The sequence below is a fragment of the Elioraea sp. genome (assembly GCF_022842375.1).
Taxonomy (GTDB): Bacteria; Pseudomonadota; Alphaproteobacteria; order Acetobacterales; family Acetobacteraceae; genus Elioraea_A.
Genome location: NZ_JALHPR010000010.1, coordinates 41,002 through 58,543, shown reverse-complemented (window position 1 = coordinate 58,543; position 17,542 = coordinate 41,002). Strand labels below are relative to the sequence as shown.

Annotated in this window: 18 protein-coding genes; 9 read left to right on the top strand and 9 right to left on the bottom strand. The window is 71.5% G+C overall.

All coding sequences use genetic code 11. The features are described from left to right. Positions 1-13: 13 nt before the first annotated feature. The 4 genes from Q0C38_RS10835 to Q0C38_RS10820 are packed head-to-tail and all read right to left on the bottom strand — an operon-like array spanning position 14 to position 3,144. Positions 14-805: a DnaA ATPase domain-containing protein gene (locus Q0C38_RS10835; RefSeq protein WP_291297101.1), complete on the bottom strand. Its 792-nt coding sequence runs from the start codon at positions 803-805 to the stop codon at positions 14-16. 3 nt (positions 806-808) lie between these two features. Then, positions 809-1,915, bottom strand: a complete 1,107-nt coding sequence (locus tag Q0C38_RS10830) for an AI-2E family transporter (RefSeq protein ID WP_291297100.1) — start codon at positions 1,913-1,915, stop codon at positions 809-811. After that, positions 1,912-2,451 (bottom strand): CDP-alcohol phosphatidyltransferase family protein, encoded by a 540-nt coding sequence (locus Q0C38_RS10825; protein WP_291297099.1) that lies wholly within the window; start codon positions 2,449-2,451, stop codon positions 1,912-1,914. Before Q0C38_RS10825 ends, Q0C38_RS10830 begins: the two co-directional genes overlap by 4 nt. 27 nt (positions 2,452-2,478) lie before the next feature. Further along, on the bottom strand, positions 2,479-3,144 hold the full coding sequence (locus Q0C38_RS10820; RefSeq protein WP_291297098.1) for a hypothetical protein: 666 nt from the start codon (positions 3,142-3,144) through the stop codon (positions 2,479-2,481). 18 nt (positions 3,145-3,162) lie between these two features. Here Q0C38_RS10820 and purM point away from each other — a divergent pair, with 18 nt between their 5' ends. Genes purM through Q0C38_RS10805 form a run of 3 tightly spaced genes read left to right on the top strand, consistent with a single transcriptional unit; the run spans position 3,163 to position 5,111 of the window. Beyond that, positions 3,163-4,269, top strand: a complete 1,107-nt coding sequence (purM, locus tag Q0C38_RS10815; protein WP_408870024.1) for a phosphoribosylformylglycinamidine cyclo-ligase — start codon at positions 3,163-3,165, stop codon at positions 4,267-4,269. A 2-nt stretch (positions 4,270-4,271) separates the two neighbouring features. Continuing rightward, positions 4,272-4,919 carry a phosphoribosylglycinamide formyltransferase gene (gene purN / locus Q0C38_RS10810; RefSeq protein ID WP_291297097.1) on the top strand — a complete coding sequence of 216 codons (648 nt, stop codon included), beginning with the start codon at positions 4,272-4,274 and terminating at the stop codon, positions 4,917-4,919. Positions 4,920-4,952: 33 nt separating this feature from the next. After that, positions 4,953-5,111: an aa3-type cytochrome c oxidase subunit IV gene (locus Q0C38_RS10805; RefSeq protein WP_291297096.1), complete on the top strand. Its 159-nt coding sequence runs from the start codon at positions 4,953-4,955 to the stop codon at positions 5,109-5,111. A gap of 39 nt (positions 5,112-5,150) precedes the next feature. Here the strand turns inward: Q0C38_RS10805 and Q0C38_RS10800 are convergent, their stop codons facing one another. Both Q0C38_RS10800 and ndk read right to left on the bottom strand, forming a co-directional pair. After that, on the bottom strand, positions 5,151-7,007 hold the full coding sequence (locus tag Q0C38_RS10800) for a bifunctional diguanylate cyclase/phosphodiesterase (protein WP_291297095.1): 1,857 nt from the start codon (positions 7,005-7,007) through the stop codon (positions 5,151-5,153). Positions 7,008-7,269: 262 nt separating this feature from the next. Further along, the gene (gene ndk, locus Q0C38_RS10795) at positions 7,270-7,692 is read right to left on the bottom strand and encodes a nucleoside-diphosphate kinase (RefSeq protein ID WP_291297094.1); all 423 of its coding nucleotides are present in this window, start codon (positions 7,690-7,692) and stop codon (positions 7,270-7,272) included. 125 nt (positions 7,693-7,817) lie between these two features. Between ndk and Q0C38_RS10790 the strand changes: the two genes are divergently transcribed. Genes Q0C38_RS10790 through Q0C38_RS10765 form a run of 6 tightly spaced genes read left to right on the top strand, consistent with a single transcriptional unit; the run spans position 7,818 to position 13,978 of the window. Beyond that, positions 7,818-9,695, top strand: coding sequence for an ABC-F family ATP-binding cassette domain-containing protein (locus tag Q0C38_RS10790; protein WP_291297093.1), 1,878 nt, complete (start codon positions 7,818-7,820; stop codon positions 9,693-9,695). 56 nt (positions 9,696-9,751) lie between these two features. Then, a complete protein-coding gene (locus Q0C38_RS10785) occupies positions 9,752-10,726 on the top strand; it encodes a tripartite tricarboxylate transporter substrate binding protein (RefSeq protein ID WP_291297092.1) in 975 nt (324 codons plus the stop codon). Between the two features lie 16 nt (positions 10,727-10,742). Further along, entirely contained in the window at positions 10,743-11,216 is a 474-nt protein-coding gene (locus Q0C38_RS10780) for an MOSC domain-containing protein (RefSeq protein WP_291297091.1), read from the top strand. 22 nt (positions 11,217-11,238) lie between these two features. After that, the gene (locus Q0C38_RS10775) at positions 11,239-12,138 is read left to right on the top strand and encodes a PDR/VanB family oxidoreductase (RefSeq protein WP_291297170.1); all 900 of its coding nucleotides are present in this window, start codon (positions 11,239-11,241) and stop codon (positions 12,136-12,138) included. A 51-nt stretch (positions 12,139-12,189) separates the two neighbouring features. Continuing rightward, a complete protein-coding gene (locus Q0C38_RS10770; RefSeq protein WP_291297090.1) occupies positions 12,190-13,158 on the top strand; it encodes a tripartite tricarboxylate transporter substrate binding protein in 969 nt (322 codons plus the stop codon). Between the two features lie 25 nt (positions 13,159-13,183). Further along, positions 13,184-13,978, top strand: a complete 795-nt coding sequence (locus Q0C38_RS10765) for a DUF3891 family protein (RefSeq protein WP_291297089.1) — start codon at positions 13,184-13,186, stop codon at positions 13,976-13,978. Here the strand turns inward: Q0C38_RS10765 and Q0C38_RS10760 are convergent, their stop codons facing one another. From Q0C38_RS10760 to Q0C38_RS10750, 3 genes are read right to left on the bottom strand one after another with little or no spacing between them, the layout of a single operon-like run. Then, positions 13,979-14,428 (bottom strand): DNA polymerase III subunit chi, encoded by a 450-nt coding sequence (locus Q0C38_RS10760; protein ID WP_291297088.1) that lies wholly within the window; start codon positions 14,426-14,428, stop codon positions 13,979-13,981. A 30-nt stretch (positions 14,429-14,458) separates the two neighbouring features. Continuing rightward, positions 14,459-15,874, bottom strand: a complete 1,416-nt coding sequence (locus Q0C38_RS10755) for a leucyl aminopeptidase (protein ID WP_291297087.1) — start codon at positions 15,872-15,874, stop codon at positions 14,459-14,461. 31 nt (positions 15,875-15,905) lie between these two features. Further along, on the bottom strand, positions 15,906-17,438 hold the full coding sequence (locus Q0C38_RS10750) for a leucyl aminopeptidase (RefSeq protein ID WP_291297086.1): 1,533 nt from the start codon (positions 17,436-17,438) through the stop codon (positions 15,906-15,908). Positions 17,439-17,542 lie beyond the last annotated feature (104 nt).

Genomic DNA, 17,542 nt, shown 5'->3' with positions numbered 1-17,542 from the left:
CGAAGGATCAATCCTACAGCACGGAGCCTTGGCCGGGCGAGGGAGGGGCAGGCTGTTCAACCGAATTGTCATCCGCCGCGTCGCCGGGGCCGGGGGCGGCATGCCCGGTGACCGCCATCGCCCGGGAGAGCGCGACGGCCGCGATGCCCCGCGTCACGCGCTGCCCGGCGGCCAGCGAGGCGGCGTCGAGTTCCGCGGCAAGCGCATGGACGGTCGCGAAGTCACGGGGCATCCGGAGAGCGAGGGCGGCAACGAGGTCAGGCCTCACCTCCACCTGCCGGTCGGCCAGGAGCTTGGCGAGAACCGCCTCGACCAGCGCTTCGTCGGGGGCGGCGATCGCGACGGACGCGGTGGCGGCAAGGCGTGAGCGAAGGTCGGGCAGCGCGACCGGCCAGCGTGCCGGCGGGGTGCGGGCGGTGAGCAGCAGCCCCGCGCCTGCCTCGGCCAGCGCGTTCATCAGGTGCAGCAATGCGCGCTCGTCGCCGGCGCGGTCGGCGTCCTCGACCACCGCGCCGGGCTGGCCGGCAAGGGCATCGAGCATCGCCACGGGGCCGCCCTGCCCGAGCGACGGCCCTTCGAGCAGCACCGCACCGACGCGGTCGCGCCAGATCGCGGCGAGGTGGCTCTTGCCGCTGCCCTCGGGGCCCCAGAGGGCGAGGCGCAGCGATGGCCAGTCGGGCCAGCGGGCGAGCCAGGCGCGGGCGTCTGCGTTGGCGCTGCCGGGAACGAGGTCCGCGGCGGCGAAGGAGCGTGCGGGCGCAAAGGGCAGCGGCAGCTGCGTCACAGCAGGCGGGTCATCCGCCACGGGTCACGGGCTCCGGTCGTGGAACAGCGGGCTCGCGAGATATCGCCGCAGCCAGAACCGCGCGACCACCCCGATCGCCGCGGCGGCCGGCACCGCGAGCAGGACGCCGATGAACCCGAACGCGGCGCCGCCGGCGAACAGCGCGAAGATCACCCACACGGCGTGAAGCTGCACCCGGTCGCCCAGCAGGCGCGGGTAGATGATGTAGCCCTCCACCATCTGGCCGACGAAGAAGATCGCCGCAACGACGGCAACGTCGTACCAGGTCGGGAACTGCACCGCCGCCATCCCCACCCCGATCACGAAGCCCGTCAGCGTGCCGACATAGGGGATGAAGCTGATGATGCCCGCCGTCAGCCCGACGATCAGCCCGAGCTCGAGCCCCGCGACCGTCAGCGCCGCGGCATAGAAGGCACCAAGCAGCAGGCAGACGATCGCCTGGCCGCGCACCCAGGCCGACAGGATGCGGTCGATCTCGGTCGAGAGCAGCCGTACGGTCGCGACGTAGCGGCGCGGCACCCAGCCATCGATCGCCGTGACCATGCGCGGCCAGTCGCGCAGCAGGTAGAAGGTGACCACCGGCGTCACGACCGCGAGTGCCGCGACGTTGAAGAGCCGCGCGCCGCCGCCGATCAGCGCCCCCAGCGCGCCGGCGATCCAGCCCAGCATGCCGGCCGCCTGGCCGACCGCGAGCTCACGCAGGCGGCGGTCGACCACCTCGGGCCCGAGCGTGTCGGCAAGCCACAGCAGGCTTTCCGTGATCAGCACCCTGATCGCGCCGATGTACTCGGGAATGCGGGTCACGAGGATGGTCAGCTGCGCCAGCAGCAGCGGGTAGAACAGCAGCAGGAACAGCACGAACAGCGCGACCACGCCGGTGGTGAGCAGCAGTGCCGCCACCCCTCGCGGCATGCGCACCGCCTCGAGCCTGCCAGCGAGCGGATCGAGCAGGTAGGCGATCAGCGCGGCAACCACGAAGGGCAGCAGGATCGCGGCGAAGGCATGCAGCGCCAGCAGCAGCAGCGCGATGCCGGCACCAAGCAGGATCAGCCGTTGCCTGTGCGTGCCCTCGCCGACCTCCGGTTCCCTCGGGCGTTCCGGGACGCTCATCCGGCAGCGCCGCCGCCGCGCACCCAGTGCACGACATAGGCGCCGCCCGAGGCCAGCGTGCTCGCCGCCACGGCCCAGACCAGCGCCTCGACCACCATCGCGCCCGGAATGCCGTAGGCCGCCTGCAGCAGCACCACGCCGGCCAGGACGATCTGCAGCGCCGTGTTCACCTTGCTGACCAGCAGCGGCCTGATCTCTGGCGGCGAGCCGAGCACGTAGAGAACCAGCACGCCGCCGACGATGAAGATGTCGCGGAACACCACGAGGATGACCAGCCAGTCATCGAGCCGCCCGGTCAGCCCGAGCGTGACATAGACGGTGACGAGCAGCGCCTTGTCGGCGACAGGGTCGAGCACGGCGCCGACCTCGGTGCGCGCATCGAACCGCTTGGCGATGTAGCCGTCCACCGCGTCCGAGATCCCCGCGGCGACGAACAGCCAGAACGCCGCGACCATCTCGTGCTTGAGGATCAGCCACACCGCGAGCGGCACGGCACAGAGCCTGGCGAGCGTGATCGCGTTGGGGATGCTGATCATGAGGTGGGCCGCTGCCGCACCTGCTGCTCAGGTGCCGGGGACGAGGCCGAGCGTCGGCCCACCCGGACCGTCCCGGAGCGCAAGCCCGGCGCTGGCGAGCGCTGCCGCCGCCTCCGCCTGGCCGCCCGGAAGCGTGAGCGCGAGCCGCGCCTCGCGGCGGGACAGTGCGAGCACCTCGTAGCCACGGATCGCGGGGCTCCCGGCCAGCCGCTGGCGGATCGCCACCCAGTCACTGAGGCCGTTCAGCGGGGCGGTCACCTCGATCCTGCCGGAGGGGCCGGAGGCAGGGCGCGCGGCGAGCAGCCTGCGCACGGGCTCGGGCCGGAAGGCGACGGTCAGCGTCGCTGCATAGCGCTGCGCCCCGACACGCTCGTTCTCGACCTCGTAGCTCTCGACCAGCCGCTCGAGCTCCTCTGCGCTGATCGCGCCGAGGCGTGCCTGCTCGCCTGGCGCCTCGCGGGCGAGAAGCGCCGCCCAGGCGGAGCGCAAGCCCCCGGCGATGGCCCGTTCGCGGGCGGCCGTCGCGGTCTCGGCGGCGGCCTCTGCCGCGATGCCCCGCACGACGAAGCCGCTGCCGCCCTGTCCCCATGCCGGCAGAGGGGCCAGAGGGGCGGCCAGAGCCGCGAGCATCAGCCCTGCGAACCCGAGTGCCGATCGGCGGCTGATTTCTGCGACACGGCCCTCTATTGTCACGCGCCATTCCCCCGGGGTTTGCTGACCCGACCCCTTAGCCGATCGGAGGCCACCATCGCCAGCCTGACCTACCGAGACGCCGGCGTCGACATCGCGGCAGGCGATGCCCTCGTCCACCGCATCGCGCCGCTGGCCCGTGCAACCGCGCGGGTCGGCACGATGGGAGGGCTTGGCGGCTTCGGCGCCCTGTTCGACCTCCGTGCCGCCGGCTTCACCGACCCCGTGCTGGTCGCCACCACCGATGGGGTCGGCACCAAGCTCAAGCTCGCGATCGACACCGGGCGGCATGCCACCGTCGGCATCGACCTCGTCGCGATGTGCGTGAACGACCTGGTGGTCCAGGGGGCGGAGCCGCTGTTCTTCCTCGACTATTTCGCCACCGGCAGCCTCGCGGTCGAGCAGGCCGCCACCGTGATCGCCGGCATCGCCGAGGGGTGCCGGCAGGCAGGCTGTGCGCTCGTCGGCGGCGAGACCGCCGAGATGCCCGGCCTCTATGCGAGTGGCGACTACGATCTGGCCGGCTTCGCGGTGGGCGCCGCCGAGCGCGGCTCGCTGCTGCCGGCCCCCGATATCGGGGCGGGCGACCTCGTGCTCGGCCTCGCCTCCTCGGGCGTTCACTCCAACGGCTACTCCCTCGTCCGCCGGATTGCCGCGGCCGGGCATGCTGGCTGGGGCAGCCCAGCCCCCTTCGCCGCCGGCCAGACACTGGGCGAAGCCCTGCTCACGCCGACGCGGATCTACGTCAAGCCCGTGCTGGCCGCCCATCGCGCGGGGCTGCTGAAGGCAGCGGCACACATCACCGGCGGGGGGCTTCCGGGCAACCTGCCGCGCGTGCTGCCGCCGGGGACCGTCGCCGAACTGGATGCCGGGGCGTGGACGCCGCCGCCCGTGTTCGGCTGGCTTGCCCGCACCGGCGAGGTGTCGGCCGAGGAGATGCTGCGGGTGTTCAACTGCGGCATCGGCATGGCGCTCGTGGTCGCCGCCGACAAGGCAAAGGCCGCGACCGCGATGCTCGAGGCGGCAGGCGAGCGGGTGTTCACGATCGGCCGGATCGCGCCGGGCATCGCCCCTGGTGCCGCGGAGGCCGCCGTCACGATCGACCCACCGGACGACTGGTTCCGCTGAGCATGGCGGCGCGTGTTCCGGTCGCGGTGCTGATCAGCGGCCGCGGCAGCAACATGGCCGCGCTGATCGAGGCCGCCGCCGGGCCCGACTATCCGGCGCGCATCGCGCTCGTCCTCGCGAACGTGGCCGACGCCCCCGGGCTTGCCATCGCCGCTGCCGCGGGCGTGCCGACGATGGCGATCCCACATCGCGATTTCGGGCGCGACAGGGCCGCGCATGAGCGGGCGCTGCATGCCGTGCTGACAGGGGCTGGCGTGGCGTTGGTCTGCCTCGCCGGCTACATGCGGCTTCTCACGCCGGTCCTGGTCGGTGCCTGGGCGGGCCGGATGATCAACATCCACCCCTCGCTGCTGCCTGCCTTCCCCGGCCTCGACACCCATGCCCGCGCACTGGCGGCGGGGGTCAAGCTGCATGGCTGCACCGTCCACCGCGTGACGGAGGTGATGGATCAGGGCCCCATCCTCGCCCAGGCGGCCGTGCCGGTCCTGCCCGGCGACACCGAGGACGCGCTCGCCGCCCGCGTTCTCGCGGCGGAGCACCGTCTCTACCCGGCAGCGCTGGCAGCGCTTGCACGCGGCGAGGCGGGCCAGCCGGCACCGGCCGGGGCGATCCTCGCCAACCCCTTGCCGCCTGGCGGTGACGGCGACTAGAACAGCGTCACAACAACGCGATGGGTTGAGAACATGGCCGAGTACGGCAGCAGCGCAGCGGGCGAGACGGTGGTCGACCCTGGTTTCCTGAAGGACCGCGAGGCGATGCTCGGCGGCTTCGTCAACTTCACGACCTATTCGGTCGCGGGCATCATCGTGCTGCTGATCCTGATGGCGATCTTCCTGATCTGACGCGACGTCGGGAGGGTCCCCTCCCTCAGTCAGCCTCCTTTACGCCGCCCCCTTCAGGGCAGCCCCCGGCAAGTCGGGCTGGGTCGTGACGAGCCGCAGCCCCGGCATCCAGGCGCCGGCCGGCGCCGGGCGGCCGAACAGCCAGCCCTGCATCGCATCGCACCCCGCTTCCTTGAGCAGGCGGAACTGCGTTTCCGTCTCGACCCCCTCGGCGGTCACGGTCGCACCGACGGCATGGGCGATGGAGACCGCGCCGGCCAGCACGGCGCGGGCGCGATCGCCCTCCTCCCCATCGCCTTCGATGCCGATGGTCAGCACCTGGTCGAGCTTCACGATGTCGAAGGGCAGGTTCCTGAGCGAGGCGAAGGAGGCGTGGCCCGCCCCGAAATCGTCGAGCGCGAGCTTGATCCCGTACGCCCGCAGCGCCTCGGCGACCGATTGCGCCGCCGTCGGATCGTCGACGAACATCCGCTCGGTCAGTTCGAGCATGATCGCCGATGGGTGCAGGTGGTGGCGCGCCAGCGCCTCCTGCACCACGGCGACGAAACTGCCGGCGATCATGGTGGCGGGCGTCACGTTCACCGCGATCGGCGGTGCATCCGCGGGCCAGCCGGCACGGATGCGGCAGACGGTCTCGAGCACCCAGGCATCGAGCTCCGCAGCGATCCCTGTCCGTTCCGCGACGGGGATGAAATCGGCCGGGGAGATGCGGCCGTGGTCGTGATGATTCCAGCGCAGCAGCGCCTCGAACGACCGGACGCCGCGCGTGTGCGTGTCGCACACCGGTTGCAGCACGACGGAAAGGTCCGCCCCGCCTGCCGCAAGCGCGGCGCGCAGATCAGCGCTCAGGGTTCGCTTCGAGCCGATGCCGCTCTCGAGCCCGGTGGCATAGGCGGAGATGCCGCCGCGCGCGGTCTTCTTCGCGTTGTAGAGGGCAACGTCGGCCGCCCGTTCGAGCCAGGCGCGCGGCTCACCCATCATCGCATGGGAGGGCCGCACCACGGCGGTGCCGCCCGTGGCCAGCATCGTCGCGCGCTGGCCCTCGAACAGGATCGGCGTTGCGTTGATTGCGCCGATGATCGCCCCGGCCGAGGCTGCGATGTCGCGTTCCGCTGCCACGGTGCAGCGCGGCATGATCACGGCGAACTCGTCGCCGCCCATCCGCACCGCGATGTCGCCTGGCTGGAGCGACGCGGCGATGCGCCCCGCCGCCTCGCGCAGCACGGCATCGCCCCCGGGATGGCCGAGCACGTCGTTGATCGCCCGGAACCGGTCAAGGTCGATCAGCAGCAGGCCGACGGCGTCGCCGCTGTCGGCGGCGGCGTCGATCGTGACGGCGAGGCTGTCCTCGAACATCCGCCGGTTGCCGAGGCCGGTGAGCGTGTCCTTGAAGGCGATCGCCGAGAGCTCGTGCACGCGGAGAGCGGCGCTCACTCCCGTGGCGAGTTCGCGCAGCGCCATGATGAGGCGGGGATCGATTGCGCGCGGCTCGGTATCGATCACGCAGAGGGAGCCGACGGCTTCCCCGCCCGGTCCGAACAGCGGCGCGCCGGCGTAGAAGCGCACGCCAAGCGGCCCGGTGACGAGTGGGCTGGTGGCCAGCCGAGGGTCGTTGCGCGCATCGGGCACGACCATCACGTGGTCCGGCGTGACGATCACGTGCGCGCAGGCTGCGATGCCGCGTGGCACCTCCGTCACGCCCGGCGAGAGGCCGCGCGTCGACTTGAACCAGACGCGGTCCTGGTCGACGAGCGAGAGCGTCGAGATCGGTGCATCGAAGATCGAGCTGGCAAGCCGGGTGAAGACGTCGAACCGCTCCTCGGGGGCGGTATCGAGCAGGCCGAGCTGGCGGACGGCGGCAAGCCGCGCCTGCTCATTTCTTCCTGTGTCACCCATCCGTTCGCATGCTCCATCACCGTCGCGCGGACCGCGCGATCAGGAAAGGGTTATGCGAGGGACGCTGACAAAGTGTGAATGGCGGTCGGGAGGGGGGCGCGGCTGGCTGCACCCCCCTCCGGCACTGGGAGTTGCCGTGAGCTGGATGGCGATGCTCCCGAGAACCGGCGCACAGCGGGCTGAACCCGTGAGCACCGGAGCGCAGGGAGCGAAGCCAGACGGCCCAAGAGAATCATCGGCAGTAGAATTCGCGAATGGCCTCTCAGCCGACGATCTCGGAGCCGGCAAAGAAATAGGCGATCTCGGTCGCTGCGTTCTCCGCGCTGTCGGAGCCGTGCACGCTGTTGGCCTCGATGCTCTCAGCGAACAGCTTGCGGATCGTGCCCTCGGCCGCGTTGGCGGGGTTGGTCGCACCCATCAGCTCGCGATTGCGTGCCACCGCGTTCTCGCCCTCGAGCACCTGCACCACGACAGGGCCAGAGATCATGAACGACACGAGGTCGTTGTAGAACGGGCGGGCGGCGTGCACGGCGTAGAAGGCCTTGGCTTGCGCCTCGGTCATGTGGATGCGCTTCTGGGCGACGATGCGAAGCCCCGCATCCTCGAATACGGCGTTGACCTTGCCGGTGAGGTTCCGCCGCGTGGCGTCAGGCTTGATGATGCTGAAGGTGCGCTCGATGGCCATGGCGTGGTCCCCTTGGTTCCGTTCGGTGGCGCGCATCTACGGCAGGTGCCGCGAAAAGGAAACCGGCAAAAGGAAAAGCCCGGCCCCCCTTCCGCTTGGGGTGCCCGGGGCGCTAGACCCCTCCCATGACCATCCTCACCCTCCGCGGCGCCACGATCCGCATCGCCGGCCGCACCCTTCTCGACCAGGCCGACATGACGCTCGACGCCGGCCGCCGCATCGGCCTCGTCGGCCGCAACGGCGCGGGCAAGTCGACGCTGCTCAAGGCGCTGTCGGGCGATCTGGCGCTCGATGGCGGCACGATGTCCATCTCCCCGCGCATCCGCATGGGCAAGGTGTCGCAGGAGGCGCCGGGGGGCGATGCCTCGCTGGTCGAGACCGTTCTTGCTGCCGATGTCGAGCGCACGCGGCTTCTCGCCGAAGCGGAAACCGCCGAGCCGGAGCGCCTGGGCGAGATCCACGACCGGCTGCGCACCATCGGCGCCGATGCGGCCCCGGCGCGGGCAGCGACCATCCTCGCTGGCCTTGGCTTCGACGCCGAGGCGCAGGCAAAGCCCGTCGGCTCCTTCTCCGGCGGTTGGCGGATGCGCGTGGCACTTGCCGCCGCGCTGTTCATGGAGCCTGACCTCCTGCTGCTGGACGAGCCCACCAACCACCTCGACCTCGAGGCGACGATCTGGCTCGAGGCCTGGCTGACGCGGTTCCCGGGGGCGGCGATCATCGTCAGCCATGACCGCACGCTGCTCGACAACACCGTCCACGCCATCGCCCATCTCGATCGCGGCAAGATCAATGTCTACCCGGGCGGGTTCGACAGCTTCGTGCGCATCCGCACCGAACGCGCCGAGCAGATGGCCGCCGAGGCGGGCAAGATCGCATTGCAGCGCGCGCACCTGCAGGACTTCGTCGACCGGTTCCGCGCCAAGGCCTCGAAGGCCCGCCAGGCGCAGAGCAAGCTGAAGGCGATCGCCAAGCTGCCGGTGATCGAGGCGGTGGTCGAGGATACGCCCACACGCTTCGCCTTCCCCGAGCCCGTGGCGCTGAGCCCGCCGATCGTGACGGTCGATGGCGCGGCGGTGGGCTATGGCGGGGCGCCGATCCTGCGCAACCTCTCCTTCCGCATCGACCAGGATGACCGCATCGCGCTGTTGGGCCGCAACGGCAACGGCAAGTCGACGCTCGCCAAGCTGATCGCCGGCAGGCTCGATTCCGCGACGGGCCACGTGTTCCGCACGCCGCGGCTGACGGTGGGGTTCTTCGCGCAGCACCAGGAGGATGACCTCATCCTCTCCGACACGCCGATCCTGCACATGGCGCGCGCGTTGCCACGCGCGACGCCGGGCCAGGTGCGCAGCCAACTCGCCCGCTTCGGCCTCGATGCCGACCGTGCCGATACGAAGGTAGGTGCGCTGTCGGGCGGCGAGAAGGCGCGGCTGCTGCTGGCACTGGCCACGCGCGACGCGCCGCAGCTGCTGATCCTCGACGAGCCGACGAACCATCTCGACATCGATGCGCGCGAGGCGCTGGTGCGTGCCTTGTCCGACTACCAGGGCGCGGTGATCCTGATCACCCACGATCCTCACCTCGTCGATCTGGTCGCGGATCGTCTCTGGCTCGTGTCGGACGGCACGGCACAGCCCTTCGACGGCGACCTCGACGACTACCGCGCCTGGCTCGCCGAACGCGCCCGGCCGCCCTCGGCCAAGGGTGAGGCGGGCGACAAGGCCGGTGACCGCAAGGCGCGCGCGGTGGCCCGCGCAGCCCTCGCCCCCCTTCGCCGCCGCGCGCAGGACGCGGAGAAGACGATCGCGAAGCTGAACGAGGAGCGTGCGGCGATCGAGTCGAAGCTCGCCAACCCCCGGCTCTATTCCGGGGCGGGCAAGGCGGTCGAGATCGCGCTCGCCAACGCGCGGCTCACCGCGATCGCGCGCGAGACGGCGGCGGCAGAGGAAGTGTGGCTCGAGGCGCAGGCCGCCCTCGAAGAGGCGAGCACGGCGGCTTGACACGCGCCGCCCACCGCGCAGGCTGGCCCCGCAACAATCGGGTGGGGAGCCTTGGCATGATGGGTGTGACGCGACGGTCGATGCTGGCCGCTCCGCTGCTGCTGGCTCTTCCCGCGCGGGGGCCGGCCCTGGCGCAGGATTTCCCGGCGCGCGCGGTGCGGCTCGTCGTTCCCTTCGGCGCCGGCGGCATCACCGACATTGTCGCGCGTATCGTGGCCGAGCGTGCGGCGGCGGAGCTGGGCCAGCCCGTGGTGGTGGAGAACCGCGCGGGCGCGGGCGGCAACATCGCCGGCGAGTTCGTCGCGCGTGCACCGGCTGATGGCTACACGCTGCTGATGCTCACCGGCGCGATGGCGGCCGTGAACCCCGTCATCTATCCGCGCATGCCGTTCGACCCGGTGAAGGACCTTGCCCCCGTCGCGCTCGCGGCCTCGACGCCGCACGTGCTCGTGGCCCACCCCGTCGTGCCGGGTGCGACCCTCGCCGCCGTCATCGCCGAGGCGAAGCGCGAGAAGGAGCGCTTCAGCTTCGGCACGGCAGGCGCAGGATCGAGCCCGCACCAGACGCGCATCCTGCTGAGCCACCTCACGGGTGCCGAGCTGCTCGACGTGCATTTCCGCTCAGGGGCGGCGAGCGTGCAGGCGGTGCTTGCCGGCCAGGTGTCGATGACGGCAGAGGCGACGCCCGTGATCGCAGGCCATGTGCGGGCGGGAACGCTGCGTGCGCTGGCCGTGTGCGCGCCCCAGCGGATCAGCCTGCTGCCCGAGGTGCCGACGGCGGCCGAAGCCGGGCTCGCAGGGCTCGAGAACGGCTCGATCAGCGGCATCGCTGCCCCCGCCGCGACGCCCGCGCCTGTGCTTGCGCGGCTCTCGCAGGCCTTCGGCGCGGCAGTGGCAGCGCCCGAACTGCGCGAGCGGCTGTTGGCCCAGGGCACCGTCGCGCTCGCCGGCGACGGCGCCGCGTTCCGCACGCTGATCGCGGCAGAGGCCGCGAAATGGGCGCCGCTGATGCAGGGCATCACGCCCGGCTGAACCAGGGAAACCACGCATGGCACTTCTGTTCCAGGGCACGCTGCTCTCGATCTTCATCGCCGAGGCTGCCTCGGTCGAGATGGAGCAGCTTGACGCCGCGTCGCTCGTCGCCGGCCACGGCATCGAGGGTGATCGTTACGCCAACGGCCGCGGCACCTACAGCAACAAGCCGCACGCCGACCGCCAGGTGACGCTGATCGAGGAAGAGACGCTCGCCGCGCTCAAGCGCGACCACGACATCGACCTGGCACCCGAGGAGACGCGTCGGAACCTGCTCGTGCGCGAGGTGCCGCTGAACCACCTCGTCGGGCGGCAGTTCCGCGTCGGCTCCGTGCTTCTCTACGGGGGGCGGCTGAACGTTCCATGCAAATACCTCGACGAGCTTCTCGGCAAGCCGCTGTTCGGGCCGCTGACGAACCGCTCCGGCCTCAACTGCCGGATCATCGAGGGCGGAACGATCAGGCCCGGCGACAGCATCGTTCCTGCGTAGGGCCTCGCTGGTGCGCGTGCTGATGCCCGTGGTCGTCGCCGCCGCGCGGATGGTCACGGCGCGCGTGCGGGTGCTGACGGTGAGGCACGCCAGGCGCGACACGCTGCCCCCCTTCCGCGGTGGCGCGCACACGCTGTTGACGCTGCCCGATGGTACGAGGCGCGCCTACTCCATCGCGTCGGACCCTGCGCGCGCCGAGGCGTGGGACATCGCGGTGCTGCGCGAGGGCCATGGCTCGACAATCCTGCATGAGCTTCCCGTCGGCGCGCGGCTCCATGCCACGCATCCGCAGCACGGCTTCGGCGTGGCAGACGGTGCCGCGCGGCACGTCATGGTCGCCGGCGGCATCGGCATCACGCCCTTCCTCTCCATGCTGCCCGCGCTTGCCGACGTGACGCTGCATTTCTGCGCCCGCAGTGCCGCCGAGGCGCCGCTGCTGGCGGAAGCGCGCGCGCTGGCCGGCGACCGCCTCGTCACCTGGTTCGGAGCGCGAAGGCTCGACCTCGCCGCCCTCTTCGCCGATGCCGCGCCCGGCACCCATGCCTATTGCTGCGGCCCTGCCCGCATGCTCGCCGCCTTCAGGGATGCGACCGCGCACTGGCCCGATGAGGCGGTGCACAGCGAGACCTTCCTCGGCCTGGCACCCGAAGCAGCCGCGGCCGGGGAGGCGTTCACCGTGCGTCTCGCCCGAAGCGGCGAGGTGCTTGCCGTTCCCGCCAACCGCTCGCTGCTCGCCGTGCTGCGCGAGGCGGGCATCGCGCCCGAGGCAAGCTGCGAGGGCGGGGCCTGTGGCACCTGCACCGTGCAGGTGCTGGCCGGCACCGTGCTCCACCGCGACCTTTGCCTCTCGGCCGCGAAGCGATCCCGCGTGATGATGGCCTGCGTCTCGCGCGGCGCGGGCGAGCTCGTCCTCGACCTCTGAGCTTGACGCTGTGCCCATGACCCCGTAGCGCAAGGGAGGGGAGGACCAACCATGATCACACGCCGTACACTGCTTGCCGCCGCGCCAGCGGCCGCTGCCCTGCCAGCGTCTGCGCAGGAGGCCTATCCCTCGCGCCCGATCCGCATCGTCATCGCCTATCCGCCCGGCGGCAGCACCGACGTGCTCGGCCGCGCCCTGGCGCAGCGGCTGTCAGAGCTCTGGAACGGCGCGTCCGTGGTGGTCGAGAACCGGCCGGGCGGCGGTGCGATCGTCGGCACCCAGGCGGTGGCCCAGGCAGCGCCCGATGGCTACACGCTGGCACTCGGCAACAACCAGACGCACGCCTCGAACCAGGCGATGGCGCGGAGCCTGCCCTATCACGCGGTCGACAGCTTCGCGCCTGTCGCGCGGCTCGCCTCGGTGCATCACGCGCTCGTCGTGCCGGCGAACCATCCGGCCAGGACGCTTGCCGAGCTCGTCGCCAAGGGCACCAACGGCGGCAAGGTCACCTATGCCTCCTCCTCCGTCGGCTCTGCCAGCCACGTGATTGCCGAAAGCCTCGCGCGGCGGTTCCGCATGGATGCGACGCACGTTCCCTATCGTGGCGGCGCGCAGGCCACGACCGATACGGTCGCTGGCGTGGTCGACTACTTCATCTCCACCTGGCCGCAGGTCGTTGCCCTGGTGCGTGACGGGAAGCTGCGCGCGCTCGCCATCGGCGCGCCGCAGCGCCTGGCCGAGGCGCCCGACGTGCCGACGTTCGACGAAGCCGGCGCGCCCGGCGTGTCGGTCGATGCGTGGTTCGGCATCTGGGCACCGGCGGGAACGCCAGCGCCGATCGTGGCAAGACTGTCGGAAGGCTTCCTCGCCATCGTGGCGGAGCCTGCGATGGGCGAGCGGTTGCGCGGCCTCGGCTTCGCTGCCGCACCGCTCGGGCCGGTTCCCTTCGCCGCGTTCCAGCGGGCAGAGGTGGCGCGCTGGCAGCAGCTGGTCGAGTTGACCGGCATCAGGATGGAGTGAGGCCCCCTATCCGGAGGATCTTGCGATGCTGTTCCGCCGCATTCCTGGCCGCCCCACCATCGCCGTGCCGCAGCCGGCGCATGCCTGGATCAGCGGCCAGCTCGCGCGGGCCTGGGGCAACCAGCGTTTCGGCAGCGTCACGCCCCGCGAGGCGATGTGGCTGGCGGCCGAACAGCACGACATCGGCTGGCTGCCGTGGGAGGCATCGCCCACGCGCGATCCCGCCACGGGCCTGCCGTGGAACTTCACGGCACTCCCTCGCACCGCTCACACGGTGCTGTGGGCAGAGGGGGTGGACAGGGCAGAGGCCTCGCTCGGGCGCTACCCTGCGTTGCTGGTCTCGCTGCACGGCGTCGGCATCTACACCCGCTTCGGCAACTCACCGCCCGGCAGCGCCGATGCGGCGGCGGTCGAGGCGTTCAACGCGCAGGAAACGAAGCGCCAGGCGCGGCTGATCGCCTCGCTGGGCGCCGAGCCCGCCTGGGCCGACGCCGTGCAGCCCGAGGCGATCGCCCGCAACCGCGCGCTGATCCTGGCGTGGGACCTGATGTCGCTGATCATCTGCCACGGGCTGTCCGGCTCGCGCAGCGTGGCGGAGGTGCCCGATGCGCGCGGGATGGGCGCACTGGCGATGACCGCGATCGGTGATGATCCGGAACGGATCGCGATCGATCCATGGCCGTTCACGACGCACAGCGTGGCGGTGGAGTGCGAGGGCTTCGTGCTGCCCGAAGGACCGTTCGCCGATGATGCCGCCTTGCGCCAGGCGGTGGCCGCCGCGCCGCGGGCGGATGTCGGGGCGGTTCTCGTTCCTGCCTGATCACCCGGCCTTTTTCTCCCAGCCGCGATCGGTCTGCTGCCAGTAGGTGAGCGTGTCGCCCGCTGCCTTCGCTGTGGCCCAGCGGCGGCGCGCCGCGGCAACGGCCGTCTCGTCGCCGCCGTCGAACAGGTCGAACACGCGCGCGAAGCCCTCCACCTCGCCCGCCTCGGCGCCATCGACGAGGAAGAGGTGCGTCGCCGCGTTCGGGTTCTCGGCGGCGGTGGTGAGCCAGATGGGCTGGCGGTCGGCGTTCCCGGTTCCCGCATGACCATGCGGCAGCCAGTCAGGCTCGCTCGAGAGCCACAGCGCGGTGGAGAGCGGCTCGACACGTTCCGGCGCGCCGATGCGCACGACGGCGCGCGCCTTGGCCGCAAGCACGCGCCCGAGCAGCTTCGGCAGCGCCGTCTCCATCGGCGTTCGCGTCAGGTGATAGAAACCCCGCTCGGGCATCAGCTCCGCGCTCCGCGCTCGGGCATGCCTTCAGTCGTCCGGCGTCTCGAAGCGGAGCGAGACGAGGCGGTCGAGCAGCCTGGCGCCGAACCCGGTCGCCCCGCGCGGGCCAAGTGCCTCGTCCTCCTCCCGCGCCTCGACGCCGGCGATGTCGAGATGCGCCCATTTCACGTCGCCAGCGAAATGTTTCAGGAACGCAGCGGCGTGGCAGGCATCGGGCTGCATCCGCTCAGGCGAGCAGTTGCGCAGGTCGGCGATGTCGCTCCGGATCGCCTCCTCGTAGCCCTCGTCGAGTGGCATCGGCCAGAGTGGCTCGTCCACCGCCTCTCCTGCCGCCGCGGCCTGCGCGGCGAGTGCGGCATCGGTCGCGAACAGGCCGGCACGGTGATGGCCGAGGGCAGTGACGATGGAGCCCGTCAGCGTCGCGAGGTCGATCATCGCGCGCGGCTTGAAACGTTTCGCCGTCCACGCCAGGCAATCAGCCAGCACGAGGCGACCCTCGGCGTCGGTGTCGATCACCTCGATCGTCGTGCCGTCGACAGCCCGCACGACATCCGAAGGCCGTTGCGCCTCGGCGCCGATCGCGTTCTCGGCAAGCCCGAGCACCGCAACGGCCGGGCAGGGCGAGCGACGCAGCGCGAGGGCGAGCATCGCCCCCGCACAGGCAGCAGCGCCGGCCATGTCGGCCCGCATGTCCCACATGCCCGCTGCCGGCTTGATGCTGATGCCGCCCGTGTCGAAGGTGATGCCCTTGCCGACGAAGGCGACCGGTGGGGCCTCGAACTTGCCCTTCCAGCGCAGCACCACCACCGCCGGCGGTTCCGCCGAGCCTTGCGCGACGCCGAGCATTGCGCCGAAGCCTGCCTCGCGCAGCGCCCGACGCCCCATCACCTCGACGGCAAGGCCATGCGCCTCGAGCTCACGCAGCCGCGCGGCAAAACGATGCGGGGTGAGAACATTCCCGGGCTCGGTCACCAGCTCGCGGGCAAACAGCGCACCCTCGACGCCGGGGCGCAGCATGTCCCATACGGCACCGGCCTGGCGCTTGTCGGCAACGACGATGTCGACGCGCGCAAGCCGCATCGGCGCCTCGTCATCCCCCTTTGGCTCAGGCGCGCGGGAAAACCGCCAGGCCCGCAGCGCGGCCCCCACGGCAGCTTCCGCCGCAAGCGCCGCGGGCAGCGCGCGGGCGTCGATCGCGAGCCGGTCCTCGGCCAGCGCGTGGGAGGTGGCAAGCCCCGCTGCCTCGCGCACAGAGCGTGCCGTCGCCGTGTCGCCGAGCCCGGCAAGGATGAAACGCCGCCCGGCACCATCGTGCTGGGCGAGCGCCTCGCCTGCCTTGCCCATGAAGCCGGCGATGCCGAAGCCCGGGCCTGCCTCGGCGCCCGCGAGAACGGCGCGCGCGCCCTTCTCGGGCATGCGCCTGCGGAAGCGAACGGTGATCATCCGAGCCTCGCGCGCTCCCGCCACCGTGGTGTCAGCCCTTTGCGGGCTCGTGATGCTCGGCCACCAGCGTGTCGAGCAGCCGCACGCCGAACGCGGTCGCTCCCTTCGGGATGGTCGGCTTGTCCTTGCCGTGCCAGGCGGTGCCGGCGATGTCGAGATGCGCCCAGGGGCAGCCATCGACGAAGCGCTGGATGAACTGCGCGGCCGTGATTGACCCGCCGGGCCGCCCGCCGATGTTCTTCATGTCGGCGATGTCGGATTTCAGCAACTTGTCGTAGGCATCGCCGAGCGGCATGCGCCAGACCGTTTCGCCCGTTGCCTTGCCCGATGCGATCAGCGTCTGCGCCAGCGCATCGTCGTTCGCGAACAGGCCCGCATGCTCGTGGCCGAGGGCGACGATGATCGCACCCGTGAGCGTTGCGAGGTCGATCATGAAGGCGGGGTCGAAGCGCTGCTTGCAGTACCACATGACATCGGCCAGCACGAGGCGACCCTCGGCGTCGGTATTCAGCACCTCCACCGTCTGGCCCGAAGCGGTCGTGACAACGTCACCGGGCCGCTGGGCTGTGCCCGACGGCATGTTCTCGACCAGGCCGACGAGGCCGATCGCATCGACCTTCGCCTTCCGCCCCGCCAGCGCGGCCATGAGGCCGATGACGGTGCCAGCGCCGGCCATGTCCCACTTCATGTCCTCCATGCCGCCGGCCGGCTTGATCGAGATGCCGCCGGTGTCGAACGTGACACCCTTGCCGATGAAGGCGAGCGGCTTCGTCGCCGTCTTCGCCCCTTTCCGCGCCTTCGCCGTGCGGCCCCCCCCGCTGCTGCCGCCGTTCCACTGCATCACCACCATGCGCGGCTCGTTCGCCGAGCCCATGGCGACGCCGAGCAGCGCGCCGAAGCCGAGCTTCTTCATCTCCTTCGGCCCGAACACCTCGACCTGGAGGCCGAGCGATTTGAGCGCGACGCAGCGATCGGCCATCTCTGCCGGCGTCAGCACGTTCGGCGGCTCGCTGACGAGGTCGCGGGCGAGGAACACGCCGTCGGCCACGGCCTTGGCGGCGGGCCACGCCGCCTTCGCCGCGGCGGCGTCGTCCGTCATCACCACGAGCTTGGCGAGCTTGGGCTTGTCCTCGGCCTTCTCCTTGGTGCGGTACTTGTCGAACCGGTAGCTGCGGAGCGTCGCGCCAAGTGCTGCATCGACGGCCCCGTGCGTGCCGATGGGCGGGACGCAGGCGCCGCGCGCGTCGAGCGCGGCGGCAGCATCGTTGGCCAGTGCCGCCGCCGCCGTGCCGCCCGCTTCCTCGACGCCGTGGCGCGTGACATCGGCGGCCTTGCCGAGGCCAACGAGAACGACGCGCGAGAGCCCCGTGCCTGCGGGGGCGAGGATGACGCAGCTCTGCCCCTTGCGACCCTTGAAGCTCGCCGCCGCGGCTCCGCGCGAGACGGCACCCTCCGTTGCCGCATCGAGCCCTGCAAGGGCTGCGTCCATCCCATCCTCGGGAACGAGGACGGCGAGCGCGCCTGCTTTCGGCACGGAGGGCTTGGCGAAAGTGATCTCTGGCATCGGGGGGACCTTGTTGCTGCTTGGGCCTGGTGGCGGGCCGTGCCGGGAGGCAAGCCGGAATGCCCCGACTGTAGCGGCGGGGCGGCGGCTTTGCCATCAGCCCC

What these genes read in the sequence shown, in the direction of transcription:
- Q0C38_RS10765 (WP_291297089.1), top strand. Translation starts at nt 13,184, where the DNA reads ATGCTGTTCCGCCGCATTCCTGGCCGCCCCACCATCGCCGTGCCGCAG.
- Q0C38_RS10760 (WP_291297088.1), bottom strand. Translation starts at nt 14,428, where the DNA reads ATGCCCGAGCGGGGTTTCTATCACCTGACGCGAACGCCGATGGAGACG.
- purN (WP_291297097.1), top strand. Translation starts at nt 4,272, where the DNA reads ATGGCGGCGCGTGTTCCGGTCGCGGTGCTGATCAGCGGCCGCGGCAGC.
- ndk (WP_291297094.1), bottom strand. Translation starts at nt 7,692, where the DNA reads ATGGCCATCGAGCGCACCTTCAGCATCATCAAGCCTGACGCCACGCGG.
- Q0C38_RS10805 (WP_291297096.1), top strand. Translation starts at nt 4,953, where the DNA reads ATGGCCGAGTACGGCAGCAGCGCAGCGGGCGAGACGGTGGTCGACCCT.
- Q0C38_RS10775 (WP_291297170.1), top strand. Translation starts at nt 11,239, where the DNA reads ATGCCCGTGGTCGTCGCCGCCGCGCGGATGGTCACGGCGCGCGTGCGG.
- Q0C38_RS10800 (WP_291297095.1), bottom strand. Translation starts at nt 7,007, where the DNA reads ATGGGTGACACAGGAAGAAATGAGCAGGCGCGGCTTGCCGCCGTCCGC.
- Q0C38_RS10785 (WP_291297092.1), top strand. Translation starts at nt 9,752, where the DNA reads ATGATGGGTGTGACGCGACGGTCGATGCTGGCCGCTCCGCTGCTGCTG.
- Q0C38_RS10790 (WP_291297093.1), top strand. Translation starts at nt 7,818, where the DNA reads ATGACCATCCTCACCCTCCGCGGCGCCACGATCCGCATCGCCGGCCGC.
- Q0C38_RS10830 (WP_291297100.1), bottom strand. Translation starts at nt 1,915, where the DNA reads ATGAGCGTCCCGGAACGCCCGAGGGAACCGGAGGTCGGCGAGGGCACG.
- Q0C38_RS10780 (WP_291297091.1), top strand. Translation starts at nt 10,743, where the DNA reads ATGGCACTTCTGTTCCAGGGCACGCTGCTCTCGATCTTCATCGCCGAG.
- Q0C38_RS10755 (WP_291297087.1), bottom strand. Translation starts at nt 15,874, where the DNA reads ATGATCACCGTTCGCTTCCGCAGGCGCATGCCCGAGAAGGGCGCGCGC.
- Q0C38_RS10770 (WP_291297090.1), top strand. Translation starts at nt 12,190, where the DNA reads ATGATCACACGCCGTACACTGCTTGCCGCCGCGCCAGCGGCCGCTGCC.
- Q0C38_RS10825 (WP_291297099.1), bottom strand. Translation starts at nt 2,451, where the DNA reads ATGATCAGCATCCCCAACGCGATCACGCTCGCCAGGCTCTGTGCCGTG.
- Q0C38_RS10750 (WP_291297086.1), bottom strand. Translation starts at nt 17,438, where the DNA reads ATGCCAGAGATCACTTTCGCCAAGCCCTCCGTGCCGAAAGCAGGCGCG.